Origin of the sequence: Nocardioides sp. TRM66260-LWL (assembly GCF_020075545.1) — a bacterium.
In the GTDB taxonomy this organism is placed as follows: domain Bacteria; phylum Actinomycetota; class Actinomycetes; order Propionibacteriales; family Nocardioidaceae; genus Nocardioides.
The window spans coordinates 930,263-941,636 of the sequence record NZ_JAIQZK010000001.1; the positions used below are offsets into that span (position 1 = coordinate 930,263).

The following is an 11,374-nucleotide window of genomic DNA, read 5'->3' on the forward strand; positions in this document are numbered from 1 at the left end:
GCCGGGCCGGACGCCAAACGGCGCACCCCTTCGGCGGCTCCCTACGATGGTGGCCATGAGCGGCCCGAGCGCGCTGGACGCGACCCCCTACGACGCCCTGCTGCTGGTCTCCTTCGGCGGCCCCGAGAAGCCCGAGGACGTCGTGCCGTTCCTCGAGAACGTCACCCGCGGACGCGGCATCCCGCGCGAGCGCCTCGAGGAGGTCGGCGAGCACTACTTCCTCTTCGGCGGCCGCTCGCCGATCAACGACCAGAACCGCGAGTTCCTCGCCGCGCTGCGCGCCGACTTCGCCGAGCACGGCCTCGACCTGCCGATCTACTGGGGCAACCGCAACTGGGACCCCTACCTGGCCGACACGCTGAAGGAGATGGCGGCGGACGGCGTCCGGCGGGCGATCTGCTTCGTCACCAGCGCGTACTCCTCCTACTCCTCCTGCCGGCAGTACCGCGAGAACCTCTTCGACGCGACGCAGGCCGCCGCCGGGGCCGGCGTGCAGGCCCCCGAGCTGCAGAAGCTGCGGCACTACTTCAACCACCCCGGCTTCGTGGAGCCCAACGTCGACGCCACGGTGGCGGCGCTGGCCGACCTGCCCGAGGACGTCCGCTCCGAGGCCCGCCTGCTCTTCGTCACGCACTCGATCCCCACGGCGATGAACGACGCCAGCGGCGATCCCGAGCACGGCGGCGGCGCGTACGAGCGCCAGCACCTCGACGTCGCGGAGGTCGTCACCGCGCGCGTCGCGGAGGTCACCGGCATCCGGCACGAGCACGAGCTCGTCTACTGCTCGCGCTCCGGCGCCCCGCACATCCCGTGGCTGGAGCCGGACGTCAACGACCGGCTCGAGGAGCTGAAGGCCGAGGGCGCGGCGGCGGTCGTGCTGATCCCGGTCGGGTTCGTCTCCGACCACATGGAGGTCATCTACGACCTCGACACCGAGGCCACGGAGACCGCCGAGCGGCTCGGGCTGCCGCTGCGGCGCGCCGCCACCGCCGGGGTCGACCCGCGCTTCGTCGCCACCGTGCGCGAGCTGGTCCTCGAGCGGGCCGCCATCGAGCGGGGCGAGGCCGACGGCACCGCCGCCGATCGTCCGGCGCTGGGCGAGACCGGGCCGATGTGGAACCAGTGCCCGGTCGGCTGCTGCCGCAACCAGCGCGGCGAGCGTCCTGCGCTGTGCGGCTCGGACCCGCTGTGAGCGACGCCGGCGACCGCGCCCTGGCCGATCTCGCCCTCGAGGTCGCGCGGGAGGCCGCCGAGCTGATCGCCGAGCACCGCCGCGGCGAGGTCAGCGTGGCCGCCACCAAGACCAGCGACATCGACATCGTCACCGAGGTCGACCGTGCCGCCGAGCGGCTGATCCGCGAGCGGCTCGCGGCCCGGCGTCCCGACGACGCCTTCCTCGGCGAGGAGGGCGACGACGTCGCGGGCACCAGCGGCGTCCGGTGGGTCATCGACCCGATCGACGGCACCGTCAACTTCCTCTACCGGCTGCCGCAGTACGCGGTGTCGATCGCCGCCGAGGTCGACGGCGAGGTGCGCGCCGGCGTGGTGCTCAACGTCGAGACCGGCACGGAGTACGTCGGCTGGATCGACGAGTGCGGCGTGGCCCGCTCGACCCGCGACGGCGAGCCGATCGCCGTCGCCGCCGCCCAGCCGCTGGCGACGATGCTGGTGGCCACCGGCTTCTCCTACGACCGCGAGGTGCGGGCGGTGCAGGCGCAGGCCGTCATGCGCCTGCTGCCGCAGATCCGCGACCTGCGCCGGCTCGGCTCCTGCGCGCTCGACCTCTGCCACGTCGCGGAGGGTCGTCTCGACGCCTACGTCGAGGAGGGCGTCAACCTGTGGGACCACGCCGCGGCCGGGCTGATCGCCCGCGCGGCCGGCGCCCGCACCGAGCTGCTGCCGGGCGCGGGCGGCCTCACCCTGCTGGCCTGCGCCCCGGCCGCGGCCTGGGACGAGTTCCGCCACGCCGTCGTGACCTGCGGTTTCACCGCCGACAACGGCTGAGGGCGCCCGGTCTCGACGGGAATAGCGACCCGTCACGAGATGTTCACGAGCCGCCACACCGAACCGGTGTGCGAGGCCCGGCCCCCATGGTGCACAATCTGGCGCCGACGAGGGCGGTCGGTCCGCTTCAGGACCGGACGCCGCTGGGAGCCGGAGGGACGAGGGGAGTGAACGAGGATGGCGACTGACTACGACGCGCCGCGCAAGAACGAGGAAGAGCAGTCCGAGGAGAGCATCGAGGAGCTCAAGGCCCGGCGCCACGACAAGAACTCGGGCAAGGTCGACGAGGACGAGGCCGAGGCCGCCGAGGCGTTCGAGCTGCCCGGCGCCGACCTCTCCCACGAGGAGCTCGCGGTCGAGGTCAAGCCGAAGCAGGACGACGAGTTCACCTGCATGAGCTGCTTCCTGGTGCACCACCGCTCGCAGCTGGCCGACGCCACGAAGATGATCTGCCGCGACTGCGTCTGAGCGCACCCGACGCGCACGAGGCCCCCATCCCGATCCGGGATGGGGGCCTCGTGCGCGTCCCAGGCGGGCCGAGCGGCCCGCCGCGTCACTTCCCGTCGGCGGCCAGCTGCGGCGGGAGCTGGCCGGTGGAGCGCACGTAGTAGTCGGCGGCGCGACGCTGGGCGAGCATCCGCACCAGCGCGACGGTCGCGCCGGAGGCGACCGCCCACGCCACCGCCTCGCCGACCGCGACGTCGGGGTCGGCCGGGTTCACCGGGGGCTTGCGGCCGGTGGCCGCCTTCCAGGTCGTGTCGAGCGCCCGCTTGGCGACCTGCGCCGCCACCAGGGCCGAGACGACCGACATCATCGAGAACGCACGCGAGCTGCCAGCCATGGCCGCACCCTACCGAGCGGGGTGCGCGCCGTGGTCGGGACGCCTCACCCGCGCGGACGGGCCGGGCGCGCCGCCTCGATCGCGGCGGCCAGCTCCGTCGGCCGCCGCGTGCTGATCAGCCAGTACGGCGTGGGGTCGCGCGGGTCGACGATCCGCACCCGCACCGAGCGCTTGCGGTAGGGCCGCAGCAGCAGGTACGCGCGGACGTCGGCGTCCCGGCCGAAGGCGAGCCGGGTCGACTCCGCGTCGAGGGGCTCGACGGCGCCCACGTGGGCGAGGTCGATGCGCGCGCGACCGGCGCGCAGGCGTCCGTCGGCCACCTCGACGAGCGCGGAGCCGTAGGAGAGGAAGAGGGCCGCCATGAGGCCCACGGCGATGGCGGTGATGATCCAGGCGCCGACCGGGGGGACGGCGACGAAGACCGCGAGCCAGAGCGTCGCGATCAGCATCGTGCCCTGCGCCCACCAGCGGATCGGCACGCTGAGCCGCTCGCGGTAGGCGGGGGCGGGGGGCGCGCTGCTCACGCGTCCATCCTCCCATCCGGACGGAGGAGGTCGATCCTCGGGCCCGCGGCCGAGCCCGCCGGTGCGCGCACTAGCCTGGCGGGCGTGCCCCTGGACGTCGCGCTGCGCCGCCTCGACCCCGATCTGCCGCCGCCCGCCTACGCCCATCCGGGCGACGCGGGAGCCGACCTCCACGCCGCGGTCGACGTCCGGCTCGAGCCGGGCGAGCGGGCGCTCGTGCCGACCGGCATCGCGCTGGCGCTGCCCGAGGGGTTCGTCGCGCTGGTGCACCCGCGCTCGGGGCTCGCGGCCCGGCACGGCCTCTCGATCGTCAACACCCCGGGCACCGTCGACGCGGGCTACCGCGGCGAGATCAAGGTGCTGCTGGTCAACCTCGACCCGCGCGAGCCGGTCGAGCTGCGCCGCGGCGACCGCATCGCCCAGCTGGTGATCCAGCGGGTCGAGCAGGCGCGGTTCGTCGAGGTCGACACCCTTCCCGACTCGGTGCGCGGCGCCGGCGGCTACGGTTCTACCGGCGGCTTCGCGTCCGCGAGCGCCGCCTCCGCCGAACGACGCCCGCTGCCAGGAGAAGAGCCGTGAGATTCCGCCGCAAGTCCGCCGAGGCCGAGACCACGGAGCAGGTCGACGCGGCGCCGGCCGACGCGCTCCCGGAGGCGGGGGACGCTCCGGAGCCGGCCGCGGGCGCCGTCGCGCTCGACGTCGACGACCTCGACGAGGAGCAGCTCGCCGCCCGAGTCGACCTCGGCTCCCTGCTCATCGCGCCGCAGGAGGGCGCCGAGCTGCGCCTGCAGGTCGACGAGGAGAGCGGCACGGTGCAGTCGGTGGTGCTCGCGGGCAGCGACTCCGCGGTCGACGTGCGCGCCTTCGCGGCCTCCCGCAACGGCGACCTGTGGAGCGAGGTGCGTCCGCTGATCGCCGCCGACATGGCCCGGCGCGGCGGCATCGCCACCGAGGTCGAGGGCAGCTTCGGCACCGAGATCCACTGCGAGATCACCGCGGAGATGGAGGACGGCCGCACCGGCGTCCAGGCCTCCCGCATCGTCGGCGTCAACGGCCCGCGGTGGCTGCTGCGCGCGACGTTCCTCGGCGCCGCCGCCCACGGCGGTCCGGCCGCGGAGCCGTGGGAGGCGATGGTGCGCGACATCGCCGTGCGTCGCGGCGCCGGCGCCCTGCCCCCGGGCGAGGTGCTGCCGCTCGAGCTGCCCGACCAGGCGCGTCGGCTGGACTCCTAGGCATGGGCGAGCGCAGCCGGCTGCGGCGCAGCATCAGCGCCTGGGCCAACAGCACCGACCAGCACGCGCGCGACATGCGCACCACCTACACGACCCCCGGGCTCGACTGCATCGCCGACGCGCCCACCCGCGCGCGCGTGCGGCTCAAGGGCACCCTGCGCACGGTCACGCTGCGCCCGCGCGGCGGCGTCCCGGCCCTGGAGGCCGAGCTGTACGACGGCAGCGGCGTGCTCACCGTCATCTGGCTCGGCCGGCGGCAGATCACCGGCATCGGTCCCGGCGTCTCGCTGCTGGTCGAGGGCCGCATCGGGGAGCAGGACGCCCAGCGCGTCATCTACAACCCGCGCTACGAGCTGATGCCGTGAGCGAGCCCGCCGCGACGCCGGCGCCCTCCGCGGGCACCGTCGAGGCCGTCGTCCGCGCCCAGCTGGCCAAGGCCCTGGGCGGTCGGCGGGGCATGGTCGAGGCGGCCGTCCCGACGCTGCTGTTCACCGTCGTCTGGCTCACCACCAAGCAGCTGCCGTGGGCGCTGGGCGTGAGCGTGGGCGCGGCCGTGGCGATGCTGGTGGTGCGGCTGGTGCAGCGCTCCTCGGTGCAGTTCTGCGTCAACGCCCTCGTCGGCATCGGCATCGGCTGGCTCTTCGTGCACCTCGCGGCCCGCGGCGGCGGCGACGCCGACGACCAGGCGCTCGCCTACTTCCTGCCGGGCCTGCTCTACAACACCGCCTACGCCGTGGGCATGGTGCTCAGCTGCGTCGTGCGCTGGCCGCTGGTCGGGTTCATGGTCGGCAGCGTCACCGGCGACCCCACCGCCTGGCACGCGGACCGGCAGGTCGTCCGGCTGTGCACGACGCTCACCTGGCTGCTGGCGGTGCCCTGCGTGCTGCGGGTCGTGGTCCAGGGGCCGATCTGGCTGGGCGCCCACGGCGGGGCCCTCGAGGCGAGCACCGCGGTCGCCGCGCTCGGCGTGCTGAAGATCGTGCTCGGCTGGCCGCTGCAGCTGCTCACCCTGGGCGGCATGCTCTGGGTGCTCGGCCGCGACCGCACGCCGGTGCAGCCCGGGCCCGCGTCGGCCTGATCCCGGCCCTAGGCTGCCGCCATGCGCGTCCTGGTCTCCGGCGGGGCCGGCTACATCGGCTCCCACACCGTCCTCGCCCTGGTCGAGGCGGGGCACGACGTCGTCGTCGTCGACGACTTCTCCAACAGCAAGCCGACGGTCATCGCGCGGCTGGAGTCGCTCTCGGGCGTCCACGTGCCCGTGCACGCCTTCGACCTCACCGACGTCGACAAGACCAACGCCCTGTTCGCCGTCGAGGAGATCGACGCGGTCATCCACTTCGCCGGCCTGAAGGCGGTGGGGGAGAGCGTGCGACGTCCGCTCGACTACTACCGCACCAACCTCGACTCCACCTTCGCGCTGCTCGAGGCGATGCGCCGCCACGACGTCACCCGGCTGGTCTTCTCCTCCTCCGCGACGGTGTACGGCGAGCGGGCCCCCGTGCCGTACATCGAGGAGTTCGACCAGCTGGCCTCCTCCAGCCCGTACGGCCGCAGCAAGGTGATGAACGAGCAGGTGCTCACCGACGTCACCCTCGCGACGCCGGGCCAGCGGGTCGCGCTGCTGCGCTACTTCAACCCCGTCGGCGCGCACCCGTCGGGACGCATCGGCGAGGACCCCCAGGGCATCCCGAACAACCTCATGCCGTTCATCGCGCAGGTGGCGGTCGGGCGACGCGAGCGGCTGCAGGTCTTCGGCGGCGACTACCCGACGGCCGACGGCACCGCCGAGCGCGACTACCTGCACGTCATGGATCTCGCCGAGGGCCACGTCGCCGCGCTGGAGCACCTCGACGCGATGCCCGAGCGCGTGCGCGCCTTCAACCTCGGCACCGGCACCGGCACGAGCGTCCTGCAGCTGTTCCGCGCCTTCGAGCGCGCCGTCGGCCGCGAGCTGCCCTACGAGATCGTCGGGCGCCGGGCCGGCGACCTGCCGGCGTTCTGGGCCGACGCCACGCGCGCGCACGAGGAGCTCGGCTGGCGCGCCACCCGGACGATCGACGACATGTGCGCCGACACCTGGCGCTGGCAGTCGCAGAACCCCGAGGGCTATCCCGACGGCGAGTGACCCCGCCGGGCGTCAGCCGCCGTGGGTCGAGGGGGCGAGGAGCCGCTCGAGCTCGTCCTCGCGGTCGGCCGGCACGACGAACAGCAGCTCGTCGCCGGCCTCGATCGGCTGCTCCGCGGTCGGCACGTAGACCTGTCCGTCGCGGATGATCGTCACCAGGGCGCAGTTGTCGGGCAGCGGCACCAGGCCGACGGGCTTGCCGACGTAGGGCGAGTCCGCGGGCAGCGTCATCTCGGCCAGGTTGGCGTCGCCCTGGCGGAAGGTGAACAGGCGCACGAGGTCGCCGACGCTCACCGCCTCCTCGACCAGCGCGGACATGATGCGCGGCGTCGAGACGCTGACGTCGACGCCCCAGGCCTCGGTGAACAGCCACTCGTTGGACGGGTGGTTGACCCGGCCCACGGTGCGCGGGACGCCGAACTCGGTCTTGGCCAGCAGCGAGGCGACGAGGTTGGCCTTGTCGTCGCCGGTGGCCGAGATCAGGATGTCGCAGCGCTCGAGCCGCGCCTCCTGCAGCGAGGACATCTCGCAGCAGTCGGCGAGCAGCCACTCGGCGTCCGGGACGCGCTCGGGCTTGATCGAGGCCGGCGACTTGTCGATGAGCAGCACCTCGTGACCGTTGCCGATCAGCTCGCGGGCGATCGAGCGGCCCACCGCGCCGGCTCCGGCGATGGCGACGCGCATGTCAGTGCTCCTCGGGTCCGGCCGTCAGGACGGCGTAGGCGTGCTCGGCGTCGGCCTCGCGGATGACCAGGTGGAGGTAGTCGCCCTCCTGCAGGACGCTCTCGCGGCTGGGCAGCATGCCCTCGCCGAGCCGGTCGATCCACGCGATCCGGCTGCGCGACTGCTCCTGGAAGGCGACGGTGCGGTGGCCGATCCACGCCTGCGGCACGGGCACCTGGTCGACGCGGATGGTGCCCGACGGGTCGCGGAAGTCGGGCTCGGCGCCCGCGGGGAGCAGGCGGCGCAGCACCTGGTCGGCGGTCCACTTGACCGTCGCGACCGTGGTGATGCCGAGGCGCTGGTAGACCTCGGCGCGGCCGGGGTCGTAGATGCGGGCGACGACCTGCTGGATGCCGAAGGTCTCGCGGGCCACCCGGGCGGCGATGATGTTGGAGTTGTCGCCGCTGGAGACCGCGGCGAACGCGTCGGCGCGGCGGATGCCGGCCTTCTCCAGGACCTCCTGGTCGAACCCCATGCCGGCGACCTTGTCGCCGTTGAAGCCCGGCCCGAGGCGCCGGAACGCGTCGGGGTCGCTGTCGATGATCGACACCGTGTGGTCGCGGTCCTCGAGGCTCCGGGCCAGGGTCGAGCCCACGCGTCCGCAGCCCATGATCACAACGTGCACCCCGGAACCGTAGCGTCCCGGCGCCGCCGACGCGGGGTCGGTGCGCCGCTCGCTCGTCGCCGGGGCGATGCCTCGCCTAGGGTTGCGCCCCGTGAGCGTCGGAGATGTGTCCAAGCGGATCCTGCTGGGCCGCAAGCTGCGCAGCTCCCAGCTGGGGGAGACGCTGCTCCCCAAGCGGATCGCGCTGCCGGTGTTCGCCTCCGACGCGCTCTCCTCGGTGGCCTACGCCCCCGACGAGGTCTTCATCATGCTCTCGCTGGCCGGCGTCGCGCAGTACGTGTGGTCGTGGAAGATCGCGATCGCGGTGGCGCTGGTGATGGCCGCCGTCATCGCCTCGTACCGCCAGACCGTGCACGCCTACCCGAGCGGCGGCGGCGACTACGAGGTCGCCACCGTCAACCTCGGCCGTACCGCCGGGACGACGGTGGCCAGCGCGCTGCTCGTCGACTACGTGCTCACGGTGGCCGTCTCGATCTCCTCCGGCGCGCAGTACGCGGCCTCCGCGCTGCCGGCGCTGCAGGGCCACGAGGCCCTGCTGGCGTCGGTGCTCGTGGTGATCCTGATGGCGATCAACCTGCGGGGCATCCGCGAGTCGGGCTCGGTGTTCGCGGTGCCCACCTACGCGTTCATGGTGGCGATCCTCGGCATGTGCGCCGTGGGCTTCGCCCGGATGCTGGCCGGCAACCTGCCCGACGTCGAGTCGGCGCGCTTCGACATCACCCCCGAGCCGGGGCTCGGCGGACAGCTGACCGGCTTCGCGCTGGTGTTCCTGCTGGCCCGCGCGTTCTCGTCCGGCTGTGCGGCGCTGACCGGCGTCGAGGCGATCAGCAACGGCGTCCCGGCCTTCCAGCGGCCCAAGAGCAGGAACGCCGCGACCACGCTGCTGCTGCTCGGCATGATCGCGATCTCGATGATGCTCAGCGTCATCGTGCTGGCCAAGGAGATGGGGCTGCGCTACGTCGACCCCGCCGACCTCGGCCGGCTCACGATCGACGGGCAGCCGGTGCCGGCCGACTACGACCAGCACGCGGTGATCGCCCAGATCGCCGACGCGGTGTTCTCCGGCTTCCCGGTGGGCTTCTACCTGGTCGTCACCGTCACCGGCATCATCCTGGTGCTCGCGGCGAACACCGCCTTCAACGGCTTCCCGGTGCTCGGCTCGATCCTGGCCAAGGACGGCTTCGCGCCCCGTGCGCTCGGCAACCGCGGCGACCGCCTCGCGTACAGCAACGGCATCCTGATGCTCGCGATCATGGCGATCGTCCTGATCGTGCTCTTCGACGCCGAGACGACCCGGCTGATCCAGCTCTACATCGTCGGGGTCTTCGTCTCCTTCAACCTCAGCCAGCTCGGCATGATCCGCCACTGGACGCGGCTGCTGCGCACCGAGACCGACCCCGCGCAGCGGCGGCGGATGGTGCGCTCGCGCACGATCAACGCGATCGGCCTGTCGTTCACCGCGGTGGTGCTCGTGATCGTGCTGGTCACCAAGTTCCTCGCCGGCGCCTGGATCACCATCCTCGCGATGCTGTTCTTCTTCCTCGTCATGCGCGGCATCCGCCGCCACTACGACAACGTGGAGGCCGAGCTCGCCGCCGACGAGGACGACAGCGTGCTGCCCACCCGCGTCCACGCGATCGTGCTGGTCTCCAAGCTGCACAAGCCGACGCTGCGGGCGCTGGCCTACGCCAAGGCGACCCGTCCCAACGTGCTCGAGGGCGTCTACGTCTCGGTCGACGACGACGCCACCCGGCGCCTGCTGGAGGACTGGGACGCCCGCGGGCTCGACCTGCCGCTCAAGGTGCTGCACTCGCCCTACCGCGAGCTCGTCCGACCCGTGGCCCAGTACGCCGCGGAGATCCGCAAGGCCAACCCCCGTGGCGTCGTCGCGGTCTACATCCCGGAGTACGTCGTGGGTCGATGGTGGGAGCAGCTCCTGCACAACCAGACGGCGCTGCGGCTCAAGGGCCGGCTGCTGTTCAGCCCCGGCGTCATGGTCACCTCGGTGCCCTTCCAGCTGCGCTCCTCGGAGATCGCGCGGCAGCGCGAGAGGCGCGACGAGCTGCGGGTGCGGCCCGGCGACCTCCGGTCCGGACGCGCGCGCGAGCGCCGCTCCTCGCGCGGCGGGCAGATCCAGCGATGAGCCGCGAGCAGCGCCGCGCCCCCGGACGCCGGGTCAACCGGCCGCGCGCCGACCGGGGCCGCTCCCGCGTCGGCGAGCGGTTCGAGGCCGAGGTGGGGCCGATCGCCCACGGCGGCCACTGCGTCGTCCGGCTGCCCGAGCCCGAGGCGCGGGTCGTCTTCACCCGGCACTGCCTGCCCGGCGAGCGGGTGGTCCTGGAGATCACCGAGGGCTCCGAGGGCGACCGGTTCTGGCGGGCCGACGCCGTGGAGGTGCTCGACGCCTCGCCCGACCGCGTCCAGGCACCCTGCCCGGTGGCCGGGCCGGGCGGCTGCGGCGGCTGCGACCTCCAGCACGCCTCCCTGCCGGCCCAGCGGCGGCTCAAGGCGGCCGTGGTCGCCGAGCAGCTGCGGCGCCTCGCCGGGCTGGAGCTCGACGTCGTCGTCGAGCCGGTCGGCGGCGACGACCCGCAGCTGCGGCGCGGTCTGCGCTGGCGCACCCGGCAGCGCTACGTCGACCTCGGCGAGGGCCGTAAGGGCCTGCGCAAGCACCGCTCGCACGACGTCGTCGAGATCGACGACTGCCTGATCACCGGCGCGCCGTCCGACCACGTGGTGGCCGGGCCGTCGGGGGAGCCGGTGGCCTTTGAGGTGGCCGACGACGGCTTCTGGCAGGTGCACCCCTCCGCGCCGTCGGTGCTCGTCGCGACCGTGCTCGAGATGCTGCGCCCCCAGCCCGGCGAGCGGGCGCTGGACCTCTACGCCGGCGTCGGGCTCTTCGGCCGGTTCCTCGCCGACGCGATCGGCGAGCCCGGACGCGTGGTGCTGGTCGAGGCCGACGCCGCCGCGTGCCGACACGCCAAGCGCAACGTCCCGGGGGCCCGCGTCGTCGCCGGCGCGGTCGAGCCGGTGCTGGCCGAGCAGCTCGACGAGCCGTTCGACGTCGTCGTCCTCGACCCGCCCCGCGAGGGCGCGCGCCGGGCCGTGTGCGCGGCGATCGCCGACCGGGCGCCCCGGGCGATCGCCTACGTGGCCTGCGACCCCGCCGCGCTGGCCCGCGACGTCGCGTTCCTGGCCGAGCACGGGTACCGGCTCACGGCGCTGCGCGCCTTCGACCTGTTCCCGATGACGCACCACGTGGAGTGCGTGGCGCTGCTGGAGCGCTGAGCGGCCGGCGCG

Annotated in this window: 14 protein-coding genes; 10 read left to right on the forward strand and 4 right to left on the reverse strand. The window is 73.8% G+C overall.

The window, feature by feature from the left end; genetic code table 11:
• Positions 1-55: 55 nt before the first annotated feature.
• The 3 genes from K8Z61_RS04445 (at position 56) to K8Z61_RS04455 (ending at position 2,472) form a co-directional block, all read left to right on the forward strand.
• The gene (locus K8Z61_RS04445; RefSeq protein ID WP_224126919.1) at positions 56-1,192 is read left to right on the forward strand and encodes a ferrochelatase; all 1,137 of its coding nucleotides are present in this window, start codon (positions 56-58) and stop codon (positions 1,190-1,192) included.
• Positions 1,189-2,004: an inositol monophosphatase family protein gene (locus K8Z61_RS04450; RefSeq protein WP_224126921.1), complete on the forward strand. Its 816-nt coding sequence runs from the start codon at positions 1,189-1,191 to the stop codon at positions 2,002-2,004. The genes K8Z61_RS04445 and K8Z61_RS04450 overlap by 4 nt, the downstream gene beginning before the upstream one ends.
• A gap of 177 nt (positions 2,005-2,181) precedes the next feature.
• The gene (locus K8Z61_RS04455) at positions 2,182-2,472 is read left to right on the forward strand and encodes a DUF4193 domain-containing protein (RefSeq protein ID WP_224126923.1); all 291 of its coding nucleotides are present in this window, start codon (positions 2,182-2,184) and stop codon (positions 2,470-2,472) included.
• A gap of 85 nt (positions 2,473-2,557) precedes the next feature.
• Here the strand turns inward: K8Z61_RS04455 and K8Z61_RS04460 are convergent, their stop codons facing one another.
• Positions 2,558-2,845 carry a DUF4235 domain-containing protein gene (locus K8Z61_RS04460; RefSeq protein WP_224126924.1) on the reverse strand — a complete coding sequence of 96 codons (288 nt, stop codon included), beginning with the start codon at positions 2,843-2,845 and terminating at the stop codon, positions 2,558-2,560.
• A 44-nt stretch (positions 2,846-2,889) separates the two neighbouring features.
• The gene (locus tag K8Z61_RS04465) at positions 2,890-3,369 is read right to left on the reverse strand and encodes a DUF3093 domain-containing protein (RefSeq protein WP_224126925.1); all 480 of its coding nucleotides are present in this window, start codon (positions 3,367-3,369) and stop codon (positions 2,890-2,892) included.
• A gap of 84 nt (positions 3,370-3,453) precedes the next feature.
• On the opposite strand from K8Z61_RS04465, the gene dut reads away from it, so the two are divergent.
• Genes dut through galE form a run of 5 tightly spaced genes read left to right on the forward strand, consistent with a single transcriptional unit; the run spans position 3,454 to position 6,726 of the window.
• A complete protein-coding gene (gene dut / locus K8Z61_RS04470) occupies positions 3,454-3,948 on the forward strand; it encodes a dUTP diphosphatase (protein WP_224126927.1) in 495 nt (164 codons plus the stop codon).
• On the forward strand, positions 3,945-4,601 hold the full coding sequence (locus K8Z61_RS04475) for a DUF3710 domain-containing protein (protein WP_224126928.1): 657 nt from the start codon (positions 3,945-3,947) through the stop codon (positions 4,599-4,601). Before dut ends, K8Z61_RS04475 begins: the two co-directional genes overlap by 4 nt.
• A 2-nt stretch (positions 4,602-4,603) precedes the next feature.
• Positions 4,604-4,966 (forward strand): OB-fold nucleic acid binding domain-containing protein, encoded by a 363-nt coding sequence (locus K8Z61_RS04480; RefSeq protein WP_224126930.1) that lies wholly within the window; start codon positions 4,604-4,606, stop codon positions 4,964-4,966.
• On the forward strand, positions 4,963-5,679 hold the full coding sequence (locus K8Z61_RS04485; protein WP_224126932.1) for a DUF3159 domain-containing protein: 717 nt from the start codon (positions 4,963-4,965) through the stop codon (positions 5,677-5,679). The genes K8Z61_RS04480 and K8Z61_RS04485 overlap by 4 nt, the downstream gene beginning before the upstream one ends.
• A 21-nt stretch (positions 5,680-5,700) precedes the next feature.
• Positions 5,701-6,726: a UDP-glucose 4-epimerase GalE gene (galE, locus tag K8Z61_RS04490; RefSeq protein ID WP_224126934.1), complete on the forward strand. Its 1,026-nt coding sequence runs from the start codon at positions 5,701-5,703 to the stop codon at positions 6,724-6,726.
• Positions 6,727-6,738: 12 nt separating this feature from the next.
• Here galE and K8Z61_RS04495 read toward each other — a convergent pair whose 3' ends face one another.
• Both K8Z61_RS04495 and K8Z61_RS04500 read right to left on the reverse strand, forming a co-directional pair.
• Positions 6,739-7,410 (reverse strand): TrkA family potassium uptake protein, encoded by a 672-nt coding sequence (locus tag K8Z61_RS04495; RefSeq protein WP_224126935.1) that lies wholly within the window; start codon positions 7,408-7,410, stop codon positions 6,739-6,741.
• Position 7,411: 1 nt separating this feature from the next.
• Positions 7,412-8,059 (reverse strand): TrkA family potassium uptake protein, encoded by a 648-nt coding sequence (locus tag K8Z61_RS04500; RefSeq protein ID WP_263430630.1) that lies wholly within the window; start codon positions 8,057-8,059, stop codon positions 7,412-7,414.
• Positions 8,060-8,165: 106 nt separating this feature from the next.
• On the opposite strand from K8Z61_RS04500, the gene K8Z61_RS04505 reads away from it, so the two are divergent.
• Positions 8,166-10,217, forward strand: a complete 2,052-nt coding sequence (locus K8Z61_RS04505) for an APC family permease (protein WP_374227899.1) — start codon at positions 8,166-8,168, stop codon at positions 10,215-10,217.
• On the forward strand, positions 10,214-11,362 hold the full coding sequence (locus K8Z61_RS04510; protein WP_224126939.1) for a class I SAM-dependent RNA methyltransferase: 1,149 nt from the start codon (positions 10,214-10,216) through the stop codon (positions 11,360-11,362). Before K8Z61_RS04505 ends, K8Z61_RS04510 begins: the two co-directional genes overlap by 4 nt.
• Positions 11,363-11,374: the final 12 nt, after the last annotated feature.

Coding starts and splice junctions, on each gene's coding strand:
- K8Z61_RS04445 (WP_224126919.1), top strand. CDS start 56: ATGAGCGGCCCGAGCGCGCTGGACGCGACCCCCTACGACGCCCTGCTG.
- K8Z61_RS04455 (WP_224126923.1), top strand. CDS start 2,182: ATGGCGACTGACTACGACGCGCCGCGCAAGAACGAGGAAGAGCAGTCC.
- K8Z61_RS04460 (WP_224126924.1), bottom strand. CDS start 2,845: ATGGCTGGCAGCTCGCGTGCGTTCTCGATGATGTCGGTCGTCTCGGCC.
- K8Z61_RS04480 (WP_224126930.1), top strand. CDS start 4,604: ATGGGCGAGCGCAGCCGGCTGCGGCGCAGCATCAGCGCCTGGGCCAAC.
- galE (WP_224126934.1), top strand. CDS start 5,701: ATGCGCGTCCTGGTCTCCGGCGGGGCCGGCTACATCGGCTCCCACACC.
- K8Z61_RS04495 (WP_224126935.1), bottom strand. CDS start 7,410: ATGCGCGTCGCCATCGCCGGAGCCGGCGCGGTGGGCCGCTCGATCGCC.
- K8Z61_RS04500 (WP_263430630.1), bottom strand. CDS start 8,059: ATGGGCTGCGGACGCGTGGGCTCGACCCTGGCCCGGAGCCTCGAGGAC.
- K8Z61_RS04510 (WP_224126939.1), top strand. CDS start 10,214: ATGAGCCGCGAGCAGCGCCGCGCCCCCGGACGCCGGGTCAACCGGCCG.